This window comes from Balneatrix alpica DSM 16621, from assembly GCF_000619885.1.
GTDB lineage: Bacteria > Pseudomonadota > Gammaproteobacteria > Pseudomonadales > Balneatricaceae > Balneatrix > Balneatrix alpica.
The window spans coordinates 44,428-68,846 of sequence record NZ_JHUZ01000014.1 but is presented as its reverse complement, the minus strand read 5'-3'; the positions used below and the strand labels follow the sequence as shown (position 1 = coordinate 68,846).

General features: G+C 58.5%; 18 protein-coding genes and 1 pseudogene. 8 read left to right on the top strand and 11 right to left on the bottom strand.

The window, feature by feature from the left end; genetic code table 11:
- Positions 1-32: 32 nt before the first annotated feature.
- Positions 33-3,404, top strand: coding sequence for a mechanosensitive ion channel domain-containing protein (locus Q334_RS0106855; protein ID WP_027312557.1), 3,372 nt, complete (start codon positions 33-35; stop codon positions 3,402-3,404).
- A gap of 76 nt (positions 3,405-3,480) precedes the next feature.
- Here Q334_RS0106855 and Q334_RS0106850 read toward each other — a convergent pair whose 3' ends face one another.
- Genes Q334_RS0106850 through Q334_RS0106840 form a run of 3 tightly spaced genes read right to left on the bottom strand, consistent with a single transcriptional unit; the run spans position 3,481 to position 5,784 of the window.
- Complete coding sequence (locus Q334_RS0106850) at positions 3,481-4,230, bottom strand: SDR family oxidoreductase (protein ID WP_027312556.1); 750 nt, start codon at positions 4,228-4,230, stop codon at positions 3,481-3,483.
- A gap of 12 nt (positions 4,231-4,242) precedes the next feature.
- The gene (locus Q334_RS0106845; RefSeq protein ID WP_027312555.1) at positions 4,243-4,809 is read right to left on the bottom strand and encodes an NnrU family protein; all 567 of its coding nucleotides are present in this window, start codon (positions 4,807-4,809) and stop codon (positions 4,243-4,245) included.
- Between the two features lie 18 nt (positions 4,810-4,827).
- Complete coding sequence (locus Q334_RS0106840; protein WP_027312554.1) at positions 4,828-5,784, bottom strand: magnesium transporter CorA family protein; 957 nt, start codon at positions 5,782-5,784, stop codon at positions 4,828-4,830.
- Between the two features lie 310 nt (positions 5,785-6,094).
- Between Q334_RS0106840 and Q334_RS0106830 the strand changes: the two genes are divergently transcribed.
- The 6 genes and pseudogenes from Q334_RS0106830 to Q334_RS20670 all read left to right on the top strand — a co-directional run.
- The gene (locus Q334_RS0106830) at positions 6,095-7,906 is read left to right on the top strand and encodes an autotransporter domain-containing protein (protein WP_027312553.1); all 1,812 of its coding nucleotides are present in this window, start codon (positions 6,095-6,097) and stop codon (positions 7,904-7,906) included.
- Positions 7,907-8,008: 102 nt separating this feature from the next.
- A complete protein-coding gene (locus tag Q334_RS0106825; protein ID WP_027312552.1) occupies positions 8,009-9,364 on the top strand; it encodes a sigma-54-dependent transcriptional regulator in 1,356 nt (451 codons plus the stop codon).
- Entirely contained in the window at positions 9,361-10,509 is a 1,149-nt protein-coding gene (locus tag Q334_RS0106820; RefSeq protein ID WP_027312551.1) for an FAD-dependent oxidoreductase, read from the top strand. The genes Q334_RS0106825 and Q334_RS0106820 overlap by 4 nt, the downstream gene beginning before the upstream one ends.
- Positions 10,509-11,297 carry an aldo/keto reductase gene (locus Q334_RS0106815; protein WP_376836921.1) on the top strand — a complete coding sequence of 263 codons (789 nt, stop codon included), beginning with the start codon at positions 10,509-10,511 and terminating at the stop codon, positions 11,295-11,297. Before Q334_RS0106820 ends, Q334_RS0106815 begins: the two co-directional genes overlap by 1 nt.
- 96 nt (positions 11,298-11,393) lie before the next feature.
- A complete protein-coding gene (locus tag Q334_RS0106810) occupies positions 11,394-12,305 on the top strand; it encodes a hypothetical protein (protein WP_035461031.1) in 912 nt (303 codons plus the stop codon).
- Positions 12,305-12,643 (top strand): annotated as a pseudogene (locus Q334_RS20670) (GNAT family N-acetyltransferase); the annotation flags it as partial. The gene Q334_RS0106810 and the pseudogene Q334_RS20670, both read left to right, overlap by 1 nt.
- On the opposite strand, the gene Q334_RS18300 reads toward Q334_RS20670, so the two are convergent.
- Positions 12,615-13,628 carry a LysR family transcriptional regulator gene (locus Q334_RS18300; RefSeq protein ID WP_051527584.1) on the bottom strand — a complete coding sequence of 338 codons (1,014 nt, stop codon included), beginning with the start codon at positions 13,626-13,628 and terminating at the stop codon, positions 12,615-12,617. The pseudogene Q334_RS20670 and the gene Q334_RS18300 sit on opposite strands and share 29 nt — an antisense overlap.
- Before the next feature lie 126 nt (positions 13,629-13,754).
- Between Q334_RS18300 and ggt the strand changes: the two genes are divergently transcribed.
- On the top strand, positions 13,755-15,503 hold the full coding sequence (gene ggt / locus Q334_RS0106800; protein ID WP_027312548.1) for a gamma-glutamyltransferase: 1,749 nt from the start codon (positions 13,755-13,757) through the stop codon (positions 15,501-15,503).
- Between the two features lie 67 nt (positions 15,504-15,570).
- On the opposite strand, the gene Q334_RS0106795 is transcribed toward ggt, so the two are convergent.
- The 7 genes from Q334_RS0106795 to eat all read right to left on the bottom strand — a co-directional run bounded on the left by Q334_RS0106795 (position 15,571) and on the right by eat (position 24,374).
- Positions 15,571-17,187: a glucan biosynthesis protein gene (locus Q334_RS0106795; RefSeq protein ID WP_027312547.1), complete on the bottom strand. Its 1,617-nt coding sequence runs from the start codon at positions 17,185-17,187 to the stop codon at positions 15,571-15,573.
- A gap of 121 nt (positions 17,188-17,308) precedes the next feature.
- Positions 17,309-18,043 carry an alpha/beta fold hydrolase gene (locus tag Q334_RS0106790; protein ID WP_027312546.1) on the bottom strand — a complete coding sequence of 245 codons (735 nt, stop codon included), beginning with the start codon at positions 18,041-18,043 and terminating at the stop codon, positions 17,309-17,311.
- Positions 18,044-18,107: 64 nt separating this feature from the next.
- On the bottom strand, positions 18,108-18,818 hold the full coding sequence (locus tag Q334_RS0106785; RefSeq protein ID WP_027312545.1) for a glutamine amidotransferase-related protein: 711 nt from the start codon (positions 18,816-18,818) through the stop codon (positions 18,108-18,110).
- Between the two features lie 82 nt (positions 18,819-18,900).
- The gene (locus Q334_RS0106780) at positions 18,901-20,076 is read right to left on the bottom strand and encodes an iron-containing alcohol dehydrogenase (protein WP_027312544.1); all 1,176 of its coding nucleotides are present in this window, start codon (positions 20,074-20,076) and stop codon (positions 18,901-18,903) included.
- Positions 20,077-20,085: 9 nt separating this feature from the next.
- Positions 20,086-21,477: an aldehyde dehydrogenase family protein gene (locus Q334_RS0106775; RefSeq protein WP_027312543.1), complete on the bottom strand. Its 1,392-nt coding sequence runs from the start codon at positions 21,475-21,477 to the stop codon at positions 20,086-20,088.
- 17 nt (positions 21,478-21,494) lie between these two features.
- On the bottom strand, positions 21,495-22,868 hold the full coding sequence (locus tag Q334_RS0106770) for a glutamine synthetase family protein (protein ID WP_027312542.1): 1,374 nt from the start codon (positions 22,866-22,868) through the stop codon (positions 21,495-21,497).
- A 69-nt stretch (positions 22,869-22,937) separates the two neighbouring features.
- Positions 22,938-24,374, bottom strand: a complete 1,437-nt coding sequence (eat, locus tag Q334_RS0106765; RefSeq protein ID WP_027312541.1) for an ethanolamine permease — start codon at positions 24,372-24,374, stop codon at positions 22,938-22,940.
- Positions 24,375-24,419: the final 45 nt, after the last annotated feature.

Genomic DNA, 24,419 nt, shown 5'->3' with positions numbered 1-24,419 from the left:
CAGGATTACTGAGGTGCCCCCTAGGTTTGCCCATGAAAAGGTTCATTACCCTTCTGTTACTTAGTCTCTGGCTACCCTTGGCTCTGGCGGCCAATGATCCTATTGATCCGGCAGCCCTGGCACAGCGCAAACTGGATGCGCTGGATGCCAATGACAGCAGCGTCCAGACCCGCCAACTGCGTGAGCTCTACTCGCAAGTTATTCAACAGGTGCAGGAGCGCCAACAGTATCAGGCACAGATCGAGGAATATGATCGCCTGCTCAAAGGCTTTAGTCAGACTAACGGCCGCTTGCAAAAAGAGCTCAACCAATACCGTACCGCCGAACTGCCAGACTACCGCTCCTTGAAGCTGGAACAACTCGAGCAGGAGCTGTCCCTGCATAATGCTGAGCTCTATGAACTGCAAAATCAGCTGAGCGCCCTACGCACCGAAATCAACCTGATCGGCAGCCGCAGCCTATCGTTACGGGAAGAACTCAGCCTGCGTAAAGCCGAGCTGGATGCCACCCTCGACAGCCTCAGCCAAGAAAACCGCAAAGGCAGTAACGGCCCCGTCGCCGAAGCACTGCAATGGCAGCTCAGCACCCGTCGCGATGCCCTTAGCAGTCAGGTGCGGATGCTGGAACTGGAACAACTCAGTGCCCCCAACCGTTCCACCCTGGCGGACCTTCGCCGTCAATTGCTGGAGCGCCAAACCGCCGACCTGGAAAAGCGTATCGCCAGCCTGCAAGAGCATATCAGCACCCTGCGCCGGGCCGAGACGGAGAAAACCATCGAGGCCAACCGCAAGCTGACCGATGCAGCCACAGACAGCCCGCCGCTGTTAAAAGATGCCCTTAGTTATAACCAGCGCCTGAGCGATGAACTCAACCTGCTCACCAGTCAGATCGATGACAGCCAGAAGCAGCGGGTACTCTTGGAAGAACAGTCGCAACGCCTGCAACAGCGTTTCAATGACCTGAAAAAACAACTGGAATGGCTCAAAGTCAGCCTGGCCTTTGGCGAAACCCTGAGGGCCGAGCTACGCGACCTCCCCCGTGCCCTGCCGGTTAGCCAGGTCAGCCGTGAACTGGCGCAGGTGCAACTACAGCATTACGACTATGAGCAGCAACTGAGCAAGCTCAGCGACCGGGCATTAGTGCTGGCAGACTATGTCAGCCGTCCCGAATTTGGCGAGCTCAATGAACAGGATCGGCAAACCCTCAAAGAGCTGCTGGAGCTGCGCTACCAACTGCTGCAACGCCTGCAGGCCGGCACCGAGCGCTATGTCCGTGAGCTGGCTCAACTCGACCTGACCAACACCCAGCTGGTGCAGCGTCTGGAGCAATTCGAAGGCTTAATCAAAGAGCACCTGCTCTGGGTTCCCTCGGCCCGACCGCTGTATAGCCTGTGGCTGCTGGAAACCAGCGAAAGCCTGCAGTGGCTATTGGCCCCCTATCCCTGGCAACGCATCGGCCATGCCCTTCTGGAACAACCGGCCAACCTGGGGCTGGGGGTACTGGGACTCACCCTGCTGTTTGCCCTCTATCGCCCTGGACGCCGCCAACCCCAGCAGCTGTATGAGCGTATCCAACGCAAGCTGGGCAAAGTCACCCAGGATAACTTTCTGCTCAGCCTGGAAGTCCTGCTCACGGCTTTATTTGCCAGCCTGCCCCTGCCAACCGCTGGCTTTTTGCTCGCTTGGCTGCTTGCCCAAACTGAGCTGGATTTGGCGCTGGCATTAGGCGAAGGCTTAGTCATTGTCAGCCTGTTTGGCTGGGTGTGGCTCAGTCTGCGCCAGCTGGCGGCCCCCAACGGTCTGTTTTTATCCCACTTTAACTGGCCGCAAGCCCAGGTAGAACGGGTGATTCGCAGCCTGCGCGGAATCGTCTTGCCCTCATTGCTGGCGGTACTGCTGATTGCCTTTACCGAGGCACAGAATAACGAAGCCCTGCGCAATACCCTGGGCCGTGCTGCCTTTATGCTGGTGTGTGTACTGCTGGCGGGAGCTTACTGGCGCCTGCTGGCGACTCCCGCCCTGTGGTTAGAGCAAGACAGCCATAACAGCCTGCGCCTACGTTTATTCCAGGGGTTGCGCCTGGTTGCTGCCGGCGGCCAGCTACTGTTGCTGTTACTGGCTGCCCGTGGCTATTACTTCAGCGCCCTTACCCTGCAATGGTTATTACAGTTGTCGCTGCTGTCACTGCTGATATTCCTCAGCTTGCACGCCCTGGCACGGCGTTGGCTGCTACTGGAAGAACGTCGCCTGGCCTTTGCCCGCGCCAAAGCCAAACGTGCGGAAATCCTCGCCCAACGGGCCAAAGATAAAGAAAGCGCCAACCTGCCCAGCAGTAACGAAGCGGCACTGGAGCCCACCGACGAAAACCTGATTGATCTGCAAACCATCAGTGAACAGTCACGCAAGGTACTCAGACTCTTTAGTGGCCTGGGACTGTTACTTACCCTGTGGGGACTGTGGGGAGACCTGTTCACCTCCCTTAACTTTCTTGATCAAATCACCCTGTGGGAAACCAGCGTCAGCATCCAGGGCGTGGATCAGATTCAGCCCGTCACCCTGAAGGCCCTGCTATTTAGCCTGCTCACCCTGCTACTCACGGTAGTAGCGGTGCGCAACCTGCCCGGCCTCTTGGAAATACTGGTGCTGCAACGGATTCAACTCTCTCCCGGCTCCGGCTATGCCCTGACCACCATGCTCAAATACTGCCTGATCGTGGTGGGGGTACTGGTGGCCTTTGCCATCATCGGCTTTGACTGGTCGAAACTACAGTGGCTGGTGGCCGCCCTCGGTGTGGGGTTAGGCTTTGGCCTGCAGGAGATTTTTGCCAACTTTATCTCGGGTTTGATTCTGCTCTTCGAGAAGCCCATCCGCATCGGCGACACCGTCACCATCAACGGTTTGACCGGCACCGTCACCAAAATCAAAACCCGGGCCACGACCATCGTCGATTGGGATCGAATGGAGATCATCGTTCCTAACAAAACCTTTATTACCCAACAGTTAGTCAATTGGACCCTGTCCGATTCCACTACCCGAGTGGTGATCACCATCGGTGTGGCCTATGGCTCTGATACTGCCCTGGCAGAACGCCTGATTCTACAAGCCGCCAAGGAGTGCCAACTGGTGCTTGCCACCCCCGAGCCAGAGGTATTCTTCCTGCAGTTTGCCGACTCCACCCTGCAATTCGAATTACGGGTTTTTGTGGCGGACATGGGGCACCGTAATCCAGCCCGTCACCAGATCCACAATCGCATTAATCAGCTGTTCCGGGAGCAGGGGGTGGAGATTGCCTTCCCGCAACTGGATGTGCATATCAAGCAGGAATGTGAGCATCGGGTAAAACGTAAACCGGCGGACAACTCCCAGCTATTGCCACCACCTAAACTGAAACCCAATGCGGAATAGCTCCCCACCCTGAATAATAAGGGGAGCCTGTCCGGCTCCCCTCTGGATAACAGGGCGTCTGGGTAAACGAGGCGCCTCAGCGTCCTCCGGCCACCTCAATAAAGCTGCCGGAGGTATAGCTGGCCTTGGCCGAGGCCAGCCACAAAATGGCCTCGGCCACCTCCTCCGGCTGACCACCACGCTGCATCGGTACCGCAGTCTTCACCCGATCCACCCGCCCTGGCTCACCGCCACTGGCATGGATATCGGTATAGATAAAACCAGGGCGAACCCCGTTGACCCGAATCCTCTCAGCCGCGCACTCCTTGGCTAACCCAACCGTCATGGTGTCCACCGCCCCCTTGGCAGCGGCATAATCAATGTACTCTCCCGGCGCGCCCAAACGAGCTGCCAAGGACGAGACATTGACAATGGCACCACCCTGACCGCCACGACTCAGCGCCATTCGCTTGATCGCCTCACGGCTACATAAAAAAGTGCCATACACATTGGCCGCCATCACCCGCTGCCATCGGGCCAGGCTCATCTCCAGCAGCGGCATCTGGGTTTCCAGGATGCCGGCATTATTGACCAGCACATCGAGCCGACCATAACGGCGATCCAGTTCAGCAAAGAGCTGGAGTACCTGCTCCTCCTCCGCGACATCGGCCTGGATACAACAACCATCCTGTCCCGCGGCCTGCACCTCGGCCAGCACCGCCGCAGCGGCCTGGGCCTGGCTACGGTAATTAATCACCACCCGGTAACCCTGACGGGCGGCCAGGATCGCCGTTGCTGCGCCAATGCCTCGACTGGCGCCAGTAATCAACATCACCGGTTGGCTCATAGTTACCCCTCTTTAAGACAAAGCAATTAGCGGAATCCCGGCAAAGTAGCCATGTCCCCAAAGCAAGGCGCCATAGGCCAAACAGGCAACTCCCAGCACTACCAGCTCACGCCAGAGGCCGCAGCGCCGTACACTGGCCTGCGCCCCGCGCCGATTCTGACTCAGGCGAGCTACTTGGGCATAGAGCACAAAACTGCCAAACAACAACACTGAGGCCAAATCACCATTACTGGCCAGATGCGCCAACCCCCACAGGGTCACACTCCAGAGCAACGGATGGGGACTGAGGCGGCGAAGGTTGGAGGGCAGCCACATCGTCACCAGACTGATCAAGGCCAACAGCATCAACAGCATGGTGAGGTGCTGCCCCCACAGAGGCGGCAGCCACAGGTTGATAAAGGGGGCCTGACTTTTACCGTAAATCATCAGCCCCAAGCCGATAGCCGCCAACAGCGCAAAACTGCCACGATAGCCCTGTGCCCCCAGACGCAAACGGAGCTGTTCACGCCCCGCGGGTGCCAGGATCGGCAACAGATGAATCGCAAAAAACAGCCCTAACCCCAGCACTAACCAGCTCATAGCCTCTCCTTTGCAGTGTTATAGCCAGCGTGAACGGCGAAACCACCAGAGTTGGCAGGTTACCACCGCCACCATCACCCCCAGCAGGATGAAGTAGCCATAAGGATGGTGCAGCTCCGGAATATTGTCGAAGTTCATCCCATAGAGTCCCGCCAGGAAACTCAGGGGCACAAAAATTGCGGTAATCACGGTGAGCACTTTCATGATGTTATTGAGTCGATGGGAGCTGAGGGAAAGATAACCCTCACTGAGATCTCCCACCCAGTCGTAATAAAGCGAGGCTAAACTGTGCAAGCGCTCAGCGGTTTCGTACAGGCGCAGCAGGCTGCGCTCGGTCTGACCTAGCTCCTCCTCCACATCCTCACGCCATTGGGAAAAAATACGCTCATGGTAAGTAAAGGTGCGCTTGAGCCGACGCAGACGAGTTTTATAACCGGTTAACTCCGTCAGCAGGCGATCATCGGCGTGCTCGGCCAGATCCTCCTCCACCTCACCGAGGCGGCTTTCCAGCTCCATCAGCATCGGCACATAACGATCCTGAATACGCTGCATCACCGCACGCGCCTGTTGCAATGCCTGCAAGGGCTGTTGATAACCCTGCAACTGCTGCCAGGTTTCCTCAACACTGCGCGAGCGGCCACGGTGGCAGGTAATCAGCCAGTTATCCCCCATCAGAAAGGCAATCTGAATGGTTTTCAGGGTACGGCTATCGGTTTGCGCATCCAGGCCACGTAACAGCACAAAGGTGTAGTCCGCATGATACTCAAGCTTGGGGGGCTTACGTGGATGCTGAATATCCTCCACCACCAGCGGATCAATCCCCAGTTGCAACAGCAGTTGGCGTTCATCCTGGTCGGCTAGCCCCACATCAATCCATACCTGCTGATCGGCAGGGGGCGGCCACTGGCCGGGTAGCTGCTCGCTAAAGCTCAGGCTCTGCTCCTTACCCGGTTGGTAATGACACACTCTAAACATGGCTCCTCCTGATCCCAGATCCTGCGCTCTGATTGTCCTGAGCTATGTTGCAGGAAGCAAGTTCGCTGCTAGACAGCAGAATCGACAACGCGACAAACGCACGACAAAACCTAGCCAAAGCGGCGATAAATGTCAGTAAAACTGCCGTTTTATGCCATTGCCGGGCAACCGCGCTTTTTTAAAGATGCCTGTTCAGCCTTGCCAACCCAGCGCCATGCAAAGGCAGCATAGCATTCGCTATGGCATGCCCTGGGTTGGTAGGCCCTCAAACCTGTGCAGATATTGAATAACAATAAGATCGAGGATTCCTATGCGCATTTGCCGACTCAGCAGCCTGGCTCTTGCAGTCAGTGCCGCTTCCCTGGCCCAGGCCAATGGCTTTAATAACACCATTTTCTTTGGCGATAGTCTCACCGACTCTGGCTACTTCAAAAACCACACCGATGTGACCGGCACCAACCCCGCCGGTGGCAAATTCACCACCAACCCAGGCTTGGTATGGTCAGAGTACCTGGCACTGCGCTATGGCTTGAATGCCTTGCCCAGTAATCAGGCCGGCACTAACTATGCCGCCGGCGGCGCGCGGATTGCCGGCAGTCCTGGAGTAGGCTCCAGCGCTGCCCCCCAGAGTGCACCACCGCTGACCACTCAGCTCAATAGTTATTTGAGCAGCACCGGCGGCGTCGCCGATGCCAATACCCTCTACACCTTCTGGGGTGGGGCGAACGACATTTTCTGGGCAGCCACCCTGCCCAGCACCAGTATTCCCAGCTATATCCAAAGCACCATTGGCAGCCATGTCACGGCGCTGAAAAGCCTGCAGAATGCAGGAGCGCGCTACATTCTGGTGCCCAATTTGCCCGATATCGGCAAAACCCCCTATGGCCAATCGCTAGGTGCCAGTGCCGCCGCCAGCCTGACCACGCTGTCCAAGAGCTACGGCGATACACTCTATGCCAGCCTGCTCAGCAATGGGGTGAACTTTATCCCCGCCGACACCTTCAGCCTGCTCAACGAAGTCGCGGCCAATCCACTACGTTACGGCTTTACCAATGCCACCCTTCCCGTCTGCGGTACCACCAGCTCCCTGGTGTGCTCTGAGGGGGTCAACTTTACTGCCAGTGCAGCGGCAGCCTCCATGTACGCCGATGGTGTTCACCCCACCAGTGCTGGCCACCTGATTCTGGCGGACTATTACCAGAGCCTGCTGACCGCCCCGGGCCAAATCGCTCAATTAGCTAACCAGGCGCTGTATCAGCAGCGTAGTCTGCAACAGAGCCTGCAAAACCACAGCCAACAGCGGCTAGCCGATCGCAGTGATTCGCGCTTCTGGTTGCAGGGCAATCTGGGTAAACATGAGGCTGATAATCTGGCCCTGGATAGCCGCCCCTACAGCCTGACCCTGGGCTGGGATGCCAGCTACAGTGATACCCACCTGTTTGGTCTGGCGATCCATAGCCAACAGAGTGATGGTGACTGGGGGCAAAATGGCAGCTTCAGCCAGAGCGATCTCAGCCTAAGTGCTTACAGCGCCTGGCAACATGGACCCTGGCAGGTACAGGGCAGCCTTAATGTTGGTAGCCTGGATCAGGACTCCCGCCGTCAGGTTAGTCTGGGGCAGGCCAAGCGCAGTATTGATGGCAATACCGCAGGCAGCCAGTTCGGCCTGGATCTGCAACTGGCCTATCACTTCCAGCAGGGCGCCTGGCAACATGGGCCACTGGCGGGCCTGAGCTTTCAATCGATTAATATCGATGCTTTCAAAGAAAGCGATGCTGAAGGCAGCTCCACCGCCATCAGCTATGGCGCACAAAAACTGCGCTCCAGCCTAGCCAGCCTGGGTTGGCAAGCTCAATACCAGGGCGCCTCCTGGCAACCCTATGCCAGCCTGCGCTGGCAGCATGAGCTACAAAACCAGGCCCGCGAGCAGCAAGCTGGGCTGGGCAACTACAGTTATCGCCTGCCGGTGGCAGCCGAGGATGACAGCTATGCCCTGCTGGTCCTGGGTGCTCAAACCCAGGTGGGTCAACTGGGTAAGCTGAACCTCAGTCTCAACCACTATCTGGCCCACGATCAACGCGACGACACCCGCGTCAATCTTAGCCTGCAGTTACCCTTCTAAGCTGTGACAGGCCCCCGCCAAGGTGCGGGGGCCTCTATAGCCTGATCCCCTCCGCAGCACATTTTGCTATCATGCCCAGGCATTCCCGGCCGGATTCAAAGCATGAGCGCGCCACGCCCGATTATCTTTATCGACGACGAACAACACATTCGCCTTGCTGCCAGCCAAACCCTGGAGCTGGCAGGCTATCAGGTGCATTGCCTGGAGCGGGCCGAGCAGGCACTTGAACTGCTGGATCAAGACTGGCCAGGGGTGATTGTCACCGACATCAATATGCCGGGGCTGGATGGCTTGAGCCTGCAGCAACAGGTGCGCCAGCTCGACCCGGATCTGCCAGTAATTCTGATTACCGGTCATGGCGATATCTCCATGGCGGTCAATGCCATGCGCGATGGCGCCTACGACTTTATCGAAAAACCCTTTCCCGCTGATTTGCTGTTAGATGTGATCAAACGGGCGGTGGAAAAGCGCAGCCTCACCCTGGAAAACCGCCAGTTGCGCCAGGAACTGGCCACCCACTCCACCCTGGGCCCCCGTATTCTCGGCAAAGCCCCCAGCATCCAGCATATGCGCCGACTGATCAGCCAGATCGCGCCGACTTCCGCCGACGTGCTGCTGCACGGCGAAACCGGCACCGGCAAAGAACTGGTGGCCCGTTACATCCATGAGAACAGCCCACGCCACCAGCACAATTTTGTCGCCATCAACTGTGGCGCGGTGGCAGAGAGCATCATGGAGTCCGAACTGTTCGGCCATGAGCGCGGCGCCTTTACCGATGCCAAGCAAAGACGCATCGGCAAGTTCGAACATGCCAACGGCGGCACCCTGTTCCTTGATGAAATTGAGTCGATGCCGATGAACCTGCAAATCAAGCTGCTGCGGGTGTTGGAGGAACGGGCCTTGGAGCGCCTGGGCTCGAATGAGTTGGTGCCGCTGGATATCCGCATCATTGCCGCCACCAAGGTGGATTTGCTCACCCTGGCGGAAAGCGGCGAATTCCGTAAAGACCTCTATTACCGGCTGAATATCGTCGAGGTGATGATTCCGCCCCTGCGCGAACGGCGGGAAGACATCCCCCTGCTGTTCCACCACTTTGCTCTGGTGGCCTCGGCCCACTATCAACGTGAAGTGCTGCCCCTGTCCGCCAGCCGTATCCACAGCCTGCTCACCCATCACTGGCCCGGCAATGTGCGCGAACTGCGCAACCTGGCGGAACGCTATGTGCTGCTCGGTGAAGCCTGTGTGTTCGAGTTTGACCGCCTGATTACCGAAGACAGCCCCGGTCAGCCGGCCAGTCTGCCGGAGCAGGTGGAACGCTTTGAGAAAATGCTGATCCATGCCGAACTGAGCCGCCACGACGGCTCCATTAAAGACACCATGGAAGCGCTGGGACTGCCGCGTAAAACCCTGACCGATAAGATGCGCAAATACGGCTTAGATAAACAGGATTACCTATGAAGCGGATTGAAGTCGATGTACTCATTATTGGCGGCGGCATTGCCGGCCTCTGGTTACAACGACGTCTTGAGCAGCGCGGTTATCAAACCCTGCTGTTAGAGGCCGCCAACCTCGGCGGCAAACAGAGTGTCTGCTCCCAGGGCATTATTCATGGCGGCACCAAGTACGCCCTCAATGGCATGCTGACTCCCGCCGCCAACGCCATCGGCGAGATGCCGGCCCGCTGGCAGGCCGCCCTGGCCGGTGAGGATGAGATTGACCTGCGCCAGGCCAGACTGCTCAGCGATGCCCACTATCTTTGGTCCACCGCCAGCCTCAGCAGCAAGCTGACCTCCTTCTTTGCCAGCAAGGCCCTGCGCGGACGGGTCAATAACGATGCCCCCCTGCCGCCACTGTTCCAGCATCCGCAGTTTAAGGGCAACTGCTATCGCCTCAATGAGCTGGTGCTGGATGTGCCCTCGGTGCTGGCCTGCTTACAGGTTGCGGGTAAACAGCTGCAAGGCTGTGCCGGGGAAACACTGCGCTGGCAGGGCGACCACTGGTACTGGCCGGAATACAGCCTGCAGATTCGTGCCCGCCGCCAGGTACTCTGTGCCGGGGAAGGCAGCGAGGCGCTGCAGCAGCATCTGGGTTTAAAGACGCCGATGCAACGCCGCCCCCTGCATATGGTGATGGTCAAACACCGCTACCCGGACAGCCTCTTTGCCCACTGCATTGGTGCCAGCAGCAAGCCGCTGGCCACCATCACCAGCCACCCCCACAGCGATGGCAGTCAGGTGTGGTATATCGGCGGTGAGGTGGCGGAATCCGGCGTCGAACGCAGCGAAGCCGAGCAGATCGCCCATGCCAAACACAGCTTGCAACAGCTGCTGCCCTGGGTCGACCTGGGCCAGGCAGACTGGGCCACCCTGCGGATTAACCGTGCCGAACCCAAACAGAATAGCCTCAGCCGACCAGACAGCGCCTATGCGGAAGATCTCGGCGACTTTATCCTCTGCTGGCCAACCAAGCTGGCGCTGGCCCCCAACCTCAGTGATCAGGTGCTGCCGATGCTGGCGCCTCCCGCCGGGCTAGCGTGCTATGAGCTGCCCAGCGAACTGCCCCAACCGGCCATCAGCCAACCGATTTGGGAGCAACTGCTATGATGCCGCTACGTCCCTTTGCCCAAACCGGCATGCAGGTCTCTCCCCTTGGACTGGGGACGGTCAAGTTTGGCCGTAATCAGGGGGTGAAGTATCCCCAGGGCTTTGCCCTTCCCAGCGATCAAGAGGCCGCCAATCTGTTGGCGCTGGCCCAGGAGCTGGGCATCAATCTGCTCGATACCGCTCCCGCCTATGGCAGTAGCGAAGAGCGCCTCGGTCAGCTACTGCGCGGTCAGCGCCAGCGCTGGCTGATCTGCTCCAAGGTGGGGGAAGAGTTTAGCGAGGGCCAATCACAGTACTGCTACACCCCCGAACATATCCGCCACTCGGTGGAGCGCTCCCTGCAACGACTACAGACCGAGGTGATCGACATCATGCTGCTGCACTCCGATGGCAATGATGTGGCGAACATCGAACGCTATGGTGCCTTAGAGGTACTCAATGAGCTGAAGCAACAGGGTAAACTGCGCGCCACCGGCATCTCCAGCAAAACCGTGGCGGGCGGCTTACTGGCACTACAACAAAGCGACTGTGCCATGGTCACCCTCAATTTGAATCAGCAGGATGAGCTGGCGGTGATCGACTATGCCGCCGCGCACGGTAAAGGCATCTTGATTAAAAAGGCCCTGGCTTCCGGCCACCTCAGTGATGCCTATAATGACCCGGTACAGGCCAGCTTTGAGCTGATCTTTGCCCAGCCCGGCGTCAGCTCGGTGATTATCGGCACCCTCAACCCCGCCCACCTGCGCAGCAATGTCAGCAAGGCCCTGACGGTACTAGCGGCTGGATAACGATGACAGCAACAGGCATTGCCAGGCCAGCTGATCCGATGCCCTGGTGATGCCTGATTTTTCGCCCCAATAATCCTTCAGGCAGTAGGAGGGGATATGCGTCAGTCACTCAGGTCTCTATTAGCGGGCGGGTTACTGCTGTGCAGCCTGCTCGCGCCAAACTGGGCGATGGCCGCCGCGCAAGAGGTGCGGATTATTCCGCCGCAATCCCAACAGGATGCCAGCCATCGCTATTTCCAGGATTTACTGCAACTGAGCCTCGACCATAGCGCCGCCAGCCATGGCCCCGCCAAGGTGGTGTTGACGGATGTGGTACTGCAGCAAGGTCGGGCCGAAAAGGACGTGCTGCACGGTGATTTTATCGACGTCTACTGGATGGGCACTTCCCGCGAGCGGGAGCGCGATCTACGTGCCATTCGGATTCCTCTGTTAAAGGGGTTGCTGGGCTATCGCGGCCTGATTATCCGCAGCGACCGCTACCTGCAATTCGCCCAGCTCAATAACGCCAAGGCGATCCAGCAACTGATCGCCTGCCAGGGTATGCATTGGCCCGATAGTGACATCCTCGAAGCTAATGGTTATCGGGTCAGCCGGGTGGCCCGCTATGAATCGATGTTTCTGATGCTCAGCAATGGCCGTTGTGACTACTTTCCGCGGGGTATTCACGAAGGGCCAGCGGAGGTCGAGGCCTTTAATCAGCAACGGGTGGCCGGCAGCGCTAGCCTAATGTGGTTTGACCAATGGCTGCTCTACTATCCCTTCCCCATGTATTTTTTCACCAGCCCAGGCAACGAAGCTTTAGCCCAGCGGATTGAGCAGGGCCTCAACACCCTGATCGACAACGGCGAGCTCACAGGCTTTATGCAGCAACATCCCATCAGCCAGCATCTGTTTCCGCTGGAACAGTGGCAACAACGGCCTATCTTCCCACTGCACAATCCCGCCTTGCCGCCTGATACCCAGATCGGCAATAGCCGCTACTGGCTGGTGCCCCCTGGCCCGCACTGATGACTATTGCAATCCGCCCCTTTCACGAGCCCGATCGTCCCTACTTACAGGGAGTCTACCTGCGCTGTCGCCAACAGAGCTTCCACTGGCTGGAGCCCAGCGAGCTGCAGCTGGCGGACTTTGATTCCCTGATTGTCGGTGAACAGGTGTTAGTACTGTGCCTCGATACGGTTCCCGTAGGCTTTGCCGGTATCTGGCAGGAGGATAGTTTTCTCCACAGCCTCTTTATTGCCCCAGAGTATAAGGGCCAGGGCTTAGGCCGTATCCTGCTCGCCGCCTGCATGCCGTACTTTAGCCAGCGCGCCACCCTCAAATGCCATCGACAAAACCATGGAGCACGGGGCTTTTATCAGCATCTTGGCTGGCAATGCCTGCAACAGGTTGAGGATCACCAAGGTGGTTATTGGCTAATGGCGGCACCACCTGCAACACCTGCTTCAGCTGCTGCCAGGCCCACTGATAGGCCGCTTCCCCCAGGCGCAGCTGATTAAAGTACAGCTGTAACTGGGTGGCGGGTACCTGTAGCGGCAACCTCCGCACCTGTAAGGCTAGGGGGGCAGCAAACTGCGCGGCCACCCGGCTGGGCATGACCGCCAGTAAATCCGTATGCTGCAGGGTCAGGGCGGCAATCTGTGGGGTCGGCAGGGTCAGCTGGATACGCCGTTGCACCCCCGCAGCACGCAAACACTGATCAATCACGCCCGGCTTACCATCCCAGTGGGATACCAGAATATGCGGCCAGGCCACCATGGCTGCTAAATCCAAAGGCTGTTGCAAGATGGGATGACCACTACGGCAAAGCAGTTGAAACTCATCCTGCAGTAACAGACAGGCGCCCACCTGGGGCGGAATCATCCCCTCAAACGGAATCCCCAGCACAAAATCCGTCTCACGTTTCACTAACGCCTCTAACGAATGTGGCTCGGTCTTACTGACCTGAATACGCACCCCCGCTGCCTGCTCGGCCAAGTGAGCCATTAGTCCCGGCAAGAGCAGCATCTGGGCAAAATCGCTCGCCACCAGGCGAAAGCAGTGCTGACTCTGGGCCGGATCAAAACCCTGCGCCTCCGTCAGGGCCTGACGCAACAGCTGTAGGCTTTGCTCCAATTGCGGTGCCAGCCTGTCTGCCACCAGCGTCGGTACCATCACCGTCCCCTGACGTACAAATAGCTCATCCCCCAGGGCCTGACGCAAACGCGCCAGCGCATGGCTGCAGGCCGACTCGCTCAAGGCCAATACCTGGGCCGCACGCTTGACCGAACGCTGCTGATAGAGCGCATCAAACATCAGGAGCAGATTCAAATCGAGGTTACGTAGTTTCATTCTGAATTCCCTGCAGTGGGCCCTGCATAAAAGCCACTTCCCCAACGCCTCCTTCTTTGTTGGGATGAGCAGGTACTGTCCGCAAACCCAGTACCTGCCATAACAATAACGTAAAAGGATACTTCGATGCGCTTATCCCATGCTTTGCTTAGCTCCCTCGCCGGACTAAGCCTCAGTCTCCCTACCCTGGCGGCCAGCCAGGCCGCCGATGCCGTCGCTCCCGAAGGGGCCTCCGGCCTTGAGCACAAACAGGAAGTCCAAGCCCAACGCTTTATGGTGGCAGCGGCCAACCCCCTTGCGGTAGAGGCGGGCTATCAGGTGCTCAAACAGGGTGGTAACGCCGTGGATGCGATGGTGGCCGTGCAGACCATGCTCGGCCTGGTGGAGCCACAATCCTCCGGCCTCGGTGGCGGCGCCTTTGTGGTTTACTACGATGCCGCTAACGGCAGTTTAACCACCTTTGATGGCCGCGAAACCGCGCCCTTACAGGCCACACCAGAACTCTTCCTCAACCCCGATGGCAGTGAGATGAAGTTCTATGCTGCCGTGGTCGGCGGACGTTCGGTCGGCACCCCCGGCACCGTTAAACTGCTCGGTGAACTGCATCAACGTTATGGCAAACAACCCTGGGCAGAGCTGTTGCAACCCGCCATCCGCCAGGCCAGTGAAGGCTTTGCCGTTTCCCCCCGCTTGGCCGGTGCCATTGCCGAAAGTGCCGAACACCTGCAACGCTACCCCAGCACCAAAGCCTATTTTTTTAATGGCGAACAGCCACGCCAAGCTGGAGAGCTACTAACCAATCCCGAATACGCCGACACCCTGCGCACCCTGGCCGAACAGGGACATGAAGCCTTCTACCAAGGCCCGCTTGCCGAGGCGATTGTCGCGGCGGTGCAACATGCCAGTGACAACCCCGGTGTGCTGTCGCTGCAGGACTTTGCCACCTATCGCATCAAACAGCGCCCGGCGGTCTGCCTGGCGTATCTGCAATACGATGTGTGCGGTATGGGCCCACCCAGCTCAGGAGCGCTGACCCTCGGCCAGATTCTGGGCATCACCAGCCATTTTGATTTGGCCAGCCTCGGCCCCCAGTCAGCGCAAGCCTGGCAGATCATTGGTGATGCTTCGCGCCTGGCCTTTGCCGATCGAGGCCGCTACATGGCCGATACGGATTATGTGCCCCTGCCCCAGGGACTCTTACAACCGGACTACCTGGCTGCGCGCGCCAAGCTGATTACCCCCGGACAAGCCTTAGCGGAAGCCAACCCAGGCGAGCCGCAATGGGACAAACCCATCGCCCTGGCCGATGACCAGTCATTGGAGCTGCCCTCCACCAGCCATATCTCTATCGTCGACGCTGAAGGTAATGCCCTGTCGATGACTACCACCATTGAGAACGGCTTTGGCTCCACCCTGATGGCGAAGGGCTTTCTGCTCAACAATGAACTCACCGACTTTTCCTTCGCCACCCATGCCGACGGCTATCCGATTGCCAACCGTCTGGAGCCAGGCAAACGCCCCCGCTCTTCCATGGCCCCCACCATCGTCATGCAGGCAGGCAAACCCTATATGGTGGTCGGCTCCCCCGGCGGCTCACGCATCATCGGCTATGTCGCCAAGACGCTGATTGCCCACTTGCAATGGGGCTTACCGGTGCAGGAGGCCATCAGCCTGCCCAATTTGGTCAACCGTTTTGGCAGCTATGACTTGGAAGCCGGCAGCAGTGCCACCCAGTTGGAGGATGAGTTGATACAGATGGGCTTTAAAACCTCAGTGCGGGAGCTGAACTCCGGCATTCAGGCGATAGTACTAAGCCCAGAGGGCTTACGCGGTGGGGCTGACCCACGTCGGGAAGGCATCGCCAAAGGCGATTGATTGGCGGGAAGCTCACCAGCCAGGCATTCGCCTGGCTGGTATCGACTGACTGCTAGCGAGCGGTGACTTACAGGTGGCCGGGATTGCGCAGATCACGCTCATTAATAGGCGGCGGGTTCCACTGATAGAGCCAGGTTTCGCTGATGGCTTCCTCACCCAGTTGCAGGAATAGGCGGATATCAATGGGGTCCAGCTTGTTATCCAGCGGCACCACATCAAACTGGGCACGATACCCCCCCAGCTGATGCTGCGGACGACAGGACACCAGCTCGACCCGACCGCGGGAGCTACTGACCACGGCCTTCACGTCTAGGCTCCCCCCCAGCAGCGGGATCTTGCCACCAACAAAGTCCACGGTAAAACGCTGGCTGAAGTAGTGACGACGCTGCCCCACCACGCCTCCCAGACCAGTACGGGTCGCCACCGCATAGGCCAGCGGGGTATGTACTGGCGGCACACCATTCCAGTACAGGCGGTAGCCGTACAGGTATTCCTGTCCCGGTTGCACCGGCTCTTTCGGGTTCCAGAAGGCAACGATATTGTCGAAGGTTTCATCCAACGTGGGAATTTCCACCAGTTGCACCGAACCTTCCCCCCAGGCTTGCTTCGGCTCCACCCACAGGCTGGGGCGCTTCTCGTAGAATACACCGTCATCCTGATAATGATCGAAGTTACGATCACGCTGCAGCAAACCAAAACCACGGGGATTGTTATCACCGTAGGCATTAAAACGCAGCTCACGGGGATTGTTCAGCGGGCGCCAGATCCACTCCCCGTTGCCATTCCAAATCGCCAAACCATCAGAGTCATGGATTTCAGGGCGCCAGTCCCAGTTAGCCCGGCGATCATTTTCACCAATCATAAACATCGAGGTCAGGGGGGCGATCCCCAGGCGCTCAATCGGCTTGCGCGGATAGAGGGCAACATCGACATCCATCTCCAGGGTATCCCCAGGGGTGATGATAAAACGGTAAGCACCGCTGACACTGGGGGAGTCAAGCAACGCATAAACCGTCATCCGATCACTGCCAGCGGCCGGACGCTCCAACCAGAAACGGACAAACTCCGGGAACTCCTCCGGTCGCGGCATGGCGGTATCGATGGCCAAACCACGGGCCGACAGGCCATACTGCAGCTCGCCCCCCACCGCACGGAAGTAACTGGCCCCCAAGAAGGCCGCCACATCACGGCTCCAATCGGTGTGATAGTTCAGACGGAAACCGGCAAAGCCCAAATCTTTTGGTAACTGGCTGGCCTTCACCCCAGACTTGCCATAGCTAAACATGGCGGGATCATAGGCGATTTCCTGCGCCATGCCGTTTTTGACTTCATACATCCGTACCGGCGTTTTGAAGTACAGCCCCAGGTGGAAAAACTGCGCCCGGAACTGCCCATCATCCGCCCACAGTGCATGCTCTTTACGATATTGCAGGTGCTGGTACTGATCCCAATCCAGCTTTTGCAGGGAGGCAGGCACATTCCCTGCGTAACTTTGGTAGCTCGACGCGCTAAGAGTACGCGCCAACCCCTTCAGCCAGGCATAATCGAAAGGCTCAGCCTTACCGATCAGCTTGACCTCTTCCTTACTGGCCGCCAACGCCAACATGGAGGATAACGAACTCAGGGTTGCGGCACTCAGGGCAGCGCCCTTCAGTGAACCTTTAAGAAAATCACGTCTTTTCATCGTGCTACTGCCACCAGCGGCCTGCTTCTTGCGCGGCCCAAAAGGAAAGAATGCAGGCTATTCTAGGGCTTCAATCATGGAAATTCGATAGCCCTGCACACACTGTCATAAAGCCAGCTTGCTATCCCTCACAGGCGCGAATAGCTGCCAGCAGGGCCTGGGGATGCTCCAGCATCATCAGGTGCCCGCAACCCTGCAGCTCCTGATAACTGGCACACTTCGCTAACGCCCAATCAGGCACGGCCCAACCCTCGCGTGAATGCTGCCCTGCTATCAGGTGTACCGGGGTACGCTGCATCACCTGCTGCAGCAGTTGCTGGTAGTCGGGCTGCCCAGTGATGGCTACCACCGACTGCGCCATGGCCTGCAGGGTAGCAGCCGGTTGCCAGGCCAACCACGAACGCGCCCAGGCCTGCTGCTGGGGGTTGGCAATAATCCCCGCCCCTGCTAACCAGCCCATCTCATCCTGACGATAACCCGCCAGCATCTGCTCAACCTGTTCCAGGCTCATGGTCGCCACCCGCGCTGACCAGAATGCGTCCGTCAGGCTAAAGTTACCCTCCAGACTGATCACCCTGGCCACCCGCTGCGGCCACCTTGCCGCCAGCAGCATCGCCACGACACCGCCCACCGAGTGGCCAATCAACGTCACCGCCTGCTGCGGCCAATGGCGCTCCAGCCAGGCCGCCAGATGCTCAGCCTGGGCCCAGAGTGCAATAGGATGAAGGGTTTGGGCCCACTCGCCGTAACCCAGCAGGGCCGGAGCCGCACTCTTTTCAACCGCCTGATCCTGCTGCAGTTCTGGTAATTGCAAATGCCCCATCAGGCCATGTATCCACAATCGCGGTGCAGTCATGGGGTACTCCCCTTTATTAGCGCAAAAAAAAAGCCGCCCAAAGGCGGCGTGCCAGGAGGTCTAATCAGCTCAGCGCATGGCGATAAAAGTTCATCACCCAGCGCATCATTAAACGGTCATCCACTTCCGCCGCCAAAGAGGCCATGCCTTCGCGGATGCGGTTGGCTGGGATGCGATCACGGCGGGCATCCATCAGGTCACAGGAGTAGTCTTTACAGAACTCCGGATGGCCTTGCACGGTGAGGAAATGTTCGCCGTACTGCACCAGGTAGTAGGGGCAGAAGCTACTGGCGGCCAACACCTCTGCCTGAGGCGGCAGAATGCTGACCTGATCCTGATGACTGACCACCAGATCCAGCTGGGACTGGAAGGGCTCCATCCAGGGTTTAGGGCTCAGTACCTGATTAAAGGACACCCCAACGCCCCAGCCCTTGTCGGACTTGACCACCTTGCCACCGAGCGCCTTCGCCACCAGCTGATGACCAAAACAAATGCCCACCAGGGGGATACGGGCATCAAACAGCTGCCGTACCCACTGCTCCAGCTCGCTAATCCAGCCATCCCCATCATTGACGCCATAACGGCTGCCAGTGGTGATGTAGGCATCGCATTCGTCCAAACGGCTGGGCAGTTGCCCTTCCAGCACGCGATAGACCGCCACCTCTATGTCGGCCTGCTGCTCACGCAGCAGGTTTTCGATCATCTCAGGGTAGTTACCATGACGGGACTGCAAGCTCTCCATCACGTCATCACATTGCAAAATGCCGATTTTCATTGGCTTGCTCCTCGGGTGGGTTAACCCACCTCTCTCCCCTGCTGCTTGGCGGCAGGGGCCACTCAGTTGATGCCCAGCTCGGTCAGGCTGTTAAGTCTCCAGCCACCGCCTTGCGGAAAATACGGCTGTAGTCCGCCGCATTAAGGGGCAGAGGATTGCCCCCGGCGGAGGGGTCTTCCGCCGCCATCTGGCCGACCTTGTCTGCTTGGCTGGCATCGATATTCAAGGCCGCCAGGCTGGCAGGGATACCCAGGCTGGCCCGCAGTTCCAGCACCCAGTTGAGGAAGCCATCAAAGCTATGCTCAGCCAGGTTCAGGTAACGTGCCAGACGCTCCATCCGTGCTTCCAGGGCACTGCGGTTGGCTACCAACACATAGGGCATCAGGATGGCATTGAGCAGACCGTGGTGGGCGTCATAGAGTGCACCCAGCGGATGGGCCAGCGCATGCATGCCCCCCAAGCCTTTCTGGAAAGCGGTAGCACCCATGCTGGAGGCCACCAGCATCTGCAAGCGCGCCTCCACATCCTGGCCATTGGCCACCGCGCGGGGCAGATAGTCCTTCACCAGGCGCATGCTTTCCAGTGCAATCCCTTCCGCCATCGGGTGATAGAAGGGCGAGCAATAAGCCTCCAGGCTATGGGACAGCGCATCCATGCCGGTGGCAGCGGTAATATGGGCGGGCAAGCCCAGGGTCAGCTCGGGGTCGAGCAGTACCAGCGCCGGCAACATCTTGGGATGGAAGATGATTTTTTTAACATGGTTGGCTTCATCGGTGATCACCGAGGCCCGTCCGACTTCAGAACCGGTTCCCGCAGTAGTAGGAATGGCCACCACCGGCGCCATGCCCTCAACATTAACGCGGGTATAGTTATCACCGACATCCTCAAAGTCCCACAGCGGGCGATCCTGCCCCACCATCAGGGCAATCGCCTTGGCGGCATCCAGTGCCGAGCCACCACCCAGGGCAATCACCCCGTCATGGTCACCGGCACGATAGGCCGCGACCCCGGCATCCACGTTGGCGCCAGTGGGGTTGCCTTTCACCTGGGAGAACAGCCCGGCGGCCAGTCCGGCCTCTTTGCAGATACCGAGAATATCCGCCACCATCGGCAGTGCTGCCAACCCTGGGTCCGTCACCAGCAGCGGCTTATGCATGCCCAGTTGCTGGCAAGCGGTCGCCACTTCCTTCACACGCCCTACCCCCACACGCACGCTGGTGGGGTAGTTCCAGTTCATTGTAAAAGCGGAGAGTGACATAGCGCGTCCTCAGAGTTCGGTTTTGATGTGGTAAGACTTAGGACGGGTCAGGCTGTCAAAGCCCAGTACCGAAAGGGCACAGCCACGGCCAGAGTCTTTCACCCCGGTCCAGGCCAGGGCCGGATCCAGGTAGTCACAACGGTTGATAAAGAAGGTGCCGGTTTGCAGCTCATCCCCCAGGGCAATACCGGTGTCGATATCACGGGTAAAGATCGATGCGGTCAGGCCATAATCGGAGTCATTCATCAGGGCCACGGCCTCGGCGTCGGAGTAAACCTTCTGAATACCCACTACCGGGCCAAAGCTTTCCTCGGTCATCACCCGCATCTGGTGACTCACCTCAGTTAACAGCTGCGGGGCCAGATAGGGGGTGCCAGGCTGATCCAGGGGGAAGTCCGCCGCATTAATGTGAGCCACGGCGCCCTGGGCTACCGCCTCCGCTACCTGGGCACGAACAAAGTCCGCCGCCTCGGCGCGCACCACGGGCCCCAGAGTAGTTTCCGGGTCATTGGAGGGGCCCAGCTTGTATTGCTTAACCAGCGCCACCGCCTGCTCGACAAAGGCGTCGTAGACATCGGCATGCACGTAAATGCGTTCAATGCCGCAGCAAGACTGCCCAGAGTTAAAGAAGGCGCCATCAATGGTGGTTTCCACCGCATGGGCCACATCCGCATCGGCACGCACATAGGCCGGATCTTTGCCCCCCAGCTCCAGGCCCACGCCAATAAAGCGACCCGCCGCCGCACGCTCCACCATCGCCCCACCGGGTACGGAGCCGGTAAAGACCACATGGTTGATGTCCGGGTGCTTGATCAGGGCTTCGGTATCCGCATGGCTCAGGTGCAGGAATTGGAATACCCCTGCAGGTACGCCCGCTGCGGTAAAGGCCTGCACCAGTCGCTCGGCACACAACGGCGTTTGCGCCGAGTGCTTGATGATGACGGTATTGCCCGCCAGCAGTGCCGGCACCACCGAGTTAATCGCGGTCAGATAGGGATAATTCCAGGGGGCGATCACCAATACAGTACCCACCGGCACCTTTTTGATGTAACGCTTAAAGCCAGCCTTATCCCCTACCTGTACCGGGGCCAGGGCATCGGCGGCCACTTCCGTCATGTAGCGGGCACGCTCGGCCAGGCCACGGACTTCGCCTGCGGCATAGCGAATCGGCCGGCCCATCATCCAGCACAGCTCTTCACCGATTTCATCCTGGTGCTGTTCAAACCACTCTACCGCTTTGCGGCAAATGGCCTGGCGCTCACTCAGGCTCGTCTGTTGCCAGGTGGCCTGGGCCGACTTGGCGGCGGCCACCGCTGCGCTGATCTGCTCAGCTTCGGCATAAGGACGCTCGACATAAATACGTCCATCAATTGGCGATCGGGTTTGCAGTAAATGACTCATCAATTCAGTCCTGCGAGTTAGATAATTTCGAAATAACGATCCAGTTCCCAGTCGCTGATATGGCGGCGGAATTCCCGCTCTTCCCATTCGCGGCTGGCAGCAAAATGATCAACAAAGGCACCACCGAGCATCTCCCGTGCCGCTTCCGAGCCACGCAGGCGTTGGGCGGCATCCCACAGGGTGCGGGGCAGGGCCAGGTAATCCGGATGTTCCTGGGCATAACCATTGCCCTTCACTACAGGCTCGGGTTCCCACTCATTGAGTACACCATAGAGGCCGGAGGCCAGGGCGGCGGCCATCGCCAGGTAGGGGTTACCGTCCGCCGAACCCAGGCGATACTCCAGACGCTGGGATTTGTCCGAGCCGGGAATCAAACGCAAGGCGGTGGTGCGATTCTCCACCCCCCAGGTGGAATGGGTCGGCGCCCAATAACCGGGAATCAAACGCCGGTAGGAGTTCAGGGTCGGGGCCACCATACAGAGCATTTCCGGCATCAGACGCTGCTGACCAGCGAGGAAGTGACGCTGGATTTTGCTCATGTTGTATTCCTGGCTGGGGTCATAGAAGGCGGAGCGGCCATCGCTCTTATTGCGCAGCGACAGGTGAATATGGCCACTCTGGCCCGGATACTTGCTCGACCATTTGGCCATAAAGGTGGCCATCAGGTTATTGCGCTGGGCCAACACTTTCATAAAGGTTTTAAATAGCGCGGCTTTATCTGCTGCGGCTTCAATCTTGTCAACGCCGATCGCGGCTTCCAATACGCCGGGGCCGGTTTCGGTATGCAGGCCCTCAATCGGGAAGTCCATCTGCTCACCCATTTGCAGAATCTGGTGATACAGATCGGAGTGTACCGAGTTGCGGATCATTGAGTAGCCGAACCAGTCCGGGGTAAAGGGTTTCAGATTGCGAAAGCCCTTTTCCCGAATGGAGTCGGGGGTTTCATCAAACATAAAGAATTCATATTCCGCTGCGGCATAGACATCAAAGCCCATTTCCGCCGCTTTATTGATCACCCGGCGCAGGGTGCCACGGGGGCACACCTCTTCGGCCGCCTGATCAAATTCCGCCATAAACAGCAGCATGCCATCTTCAAAGGGAATTTCACGGCAGCTGTGCGGAATAATCCGCACCGGCGCATCCGGATAACCGGTATGCCAGCCGGTGTACTTACCATTGTCATAGAGCTGATCTTTAACATCCCACCCCAGCACGACATCACAAAAGGCAAAACCAGACTCCAACGCGGAGAAGAACTTGGTCTTACTCATGTACTTGCCCAGCATGACCCCATCGTTATCGAACAGGCCAACCTTAACGTGGGTGAGGCCGCGTTCTTCAACTATGCGTTTCGCATCGGCAATGCTCTGTACTTCTCGTGCATTCATCATGGTTTTCACCCTTGTATCTTGTTGTTTTGTCATGCTAGGGGTGGGCATCCCAGCCCTATTATGGATGGATTAGCTCAACTCGCGCTCAGCCCGGGCAATGGCTTCAAACTCTTCTTCCGGCGCCTTAGCCACCAGATGGTGACGGCTATAGAAGGCAAAGTAAGCCAGCATCACCGCATAGAATACCGCCGACCACAGGGCCGCCTCCTGGCTGACCACGAAGGTCGAGGCAAAGGCCAGAATCGCCAGCACAAAGGCCACACCGGACGTCAGCACCCCACCCGGCGTCTTATAGGGACGGGCCAGCTTGGGCTCTTTCGCGCGCAGAATGATGTGCGACAGGGTCATCAGTGCGTAGGAAATGGTGGCACCGAATACCGCCATGGTGATCATCAGGTCACCCTCACCGGTCAAGGACAGCAAGAAACCTAGTACCCCTGGCACGATCAAGGCCATCGCTGGAACTTTGTTTTTACTGGTGACGGACAGGAAGCGGGGCAGATAACCAGCGCGGGACAGGGCAAACACCTGGCGCGAATAGGCATAGATAATTGAGAAGAAGCTGGCAATCAGACCGGCCAGGCCAACCAGGTTAACAAAGGTGGCCGCACTGGAGTTTTCCCCATACACCGCCTGCAAGGCACCGACTAAGGGAGCGCCATGGTCTTTCATCGCCTCGGCACCAGCACCACCAGGAGCCAGCAGCAATACCGCACCACCGACAACCAGCAGGATCAGCATGGCGGTGATAATGCCCTTGGGCATATCCCGTGCGGGGTCACCGGCTTCTTCCGCCGCCAGGGGCACCCCTTCCACCGCCAGGAACAACCACATGGCAAAGGGAATCGCTGCCCAGATGCCGATATAACCCTCAGGCAGGAAGGCAGAGGCACCGGCTGCGGCACTGCTCACTTCAATATTGAACAGGTTATCGACACTAAAGTGCGGCAACATGCCGAAGATAAACACCAGCAGGGCGGCAACCGCCAAACCGGTAATCACCATCATGATTTTTAACGCCTCGCCTGCGCCCCACAGGTGCAGACCCACAAAGACGGCATAGAACACCGCATAGACGGTGGGACCATTCCAACCAAACAGCTCATTGGTATAGCCACCGATAAAGATCGCAATCGCCGCCGGGGCAATGGCGTATTCCAGCAAAATAGCCGTGCCGGTCAGATAGCCACCCCAAGGCCCCATGGCCCGCCGGGCAAAACTATAGCCACCGCCAGCGGTGGGAAGGGAGGCAGACAGCTCCGCCAGGGTCAGCACCATCGCGGTATACATCACCGCCATCAGCAGGGTAGCGATCAGCATGCCGCCAAAGCCGCCCTGGGCCAGACCAAAGTTCCAACCGGCAAAGTCGCCGGAAATTACATAAGACACCCCCAGGCTCGCCAGCAAAATCCAGCCGGCGGCGCCCTTCTTCAACTGGCGCTTGGCCAGGTAATCATCCGTAACGCTCTCATAGGCGACGGACGCCGTTGGGTTGAGTTCAGACATTGTTGCTTACCCTCTGCTTTATTGTTTTTACAAGGCTGCCTGGGC

Excerpts from the sequence above, each read along its gene's own strand:
- Q334_RS0106780 (WP_027312544.1), bottom strand. The coding sequence starts at position 20,076 with ATGTCACTCTCCGCTTTTACAATGAACTGGAACTACCCCACCAGCGTG.
- ggt (WP_027312548.1), top strand. The coding sequence starts at position 13,755 with ATGCGCTTATCCCATGCTTTGCTTAGCTCCCTCGCCGGACTAAGCCTC.
- eat (WP_027312541.1), bottom strand. The coding sequence starts at position 24,374 with ATGTCTGAACTCAACCCAACGGCGTCCGTCGCCTATGAGAGCGTTACG.
- Q334_RS0106845 (WP_027312555.1), bottom strand. The coding sequence starts at position 4,809 with ATGAGCTGGTTAGTGCTGGGGTTAGGGCTGTTTTTTGCGATTCATCTG.
- Q334_RS0106830 (WP_027312553.1), top strand. The coding sequence starts at position 6,095 with ATGCGCATTTGCCGACTCAGCAGCCTGGCTCTTGCAGTCAGTGCCGCT.
- Q334_RS0106815 (WP_376836921.1), top strand. The coding sequence starts at position 10,509 with ATGCCGCTACGTCCCTTTGCCCAAACCGGCATGCAGGTCTCTCCCCTT.
- Q334_RS0106785 (WP_027312545.1), bottom strand. The coding sequence starts at position 18,818 with ATGAAAATCGGCATTTTGCAATGTGATGACGTGATGGAGAGCTTGCAG.
- Q334_RS0106795 (WP_027312547.1), bottom strand. The coding sequence starts at position 17,187 with ATGAAAAGACGTGATTTTCTTAAAGGTTCACTGAAGGGCGCTGCCCTG.
- Q334_RS0106810 (WP_035461031.1), top strand. The coding sequence starts at position 11,394 with ATGCGTCAGTCACTCAGGTCTCTATTAGCGGGCGGGTTACTGCTGTGC.
- Q334_RS0106820 (WP_027312551.1), top strand. The coding sequence starts at position 9,361 with ATGAAGCGGATTGAAGTCGATGTACTCATTATTGGCGGCGGCATTGCC.
- Q334_RS0106840 (WP_027312554.1), bottom strand. The coding sequence starts at position 5,784 with ATGTTTAGAGTGTGTCATTACCAACCGGGTAAGGAGCAGAGCCTGAGC.
- Q334_RS0106850 (WP_027312556.1), bottom strand. The coding sequence starts at position 4,230 with ATGAGCCAACCGGTGATGTTGATTACTGGCGCCAGTCGAGGCATTGGC.
- Q334_RS18300 (WP_051527584.1), bottom strand. The coding sequence starts at position 13,628 with ATGAAACTACGTAACCTCGATTTGAATCTGCTCCTGATGTTTGATGCG.
- Q334_RS0106775 (WP_027312543.1), bottom strand. The coding sequence starts at position 21,477 with ATGAGTCATTTACTGCAAACCCGATCGCCAATTGATGGACGTATTTAT.
- Q334_RS0106790 (WP_027312546.1), bottom strand. The coding sequence starts at position 18,043 with ATGACTGCACCGCGATTGTGGATACATGGCCTGATGGGGCATTTGCAA.
- Q334_RS0106770 (WP_027312542.1), bottom strand. The coding sequence starts at position 22,868 with ATGATGAATGCACGAGAAGTACAGAGCATTGCCGATGCGAAACGCATA.
- Q334_RS0106855 (WP_027312557.1), top strand. The coding sequence starts at position 33 with ATGAAAAGGTTCATTACCCTTCTGTTACTTAGTCTCTGGCTACCCTTG.
- Q334_RS0106825 (WP_027312552.1), top strand. The coding sequence starts at position 8,009 with ATGAGCGCGCCACGCCCGATTATCTTTATCGACGACGAACAACACATT.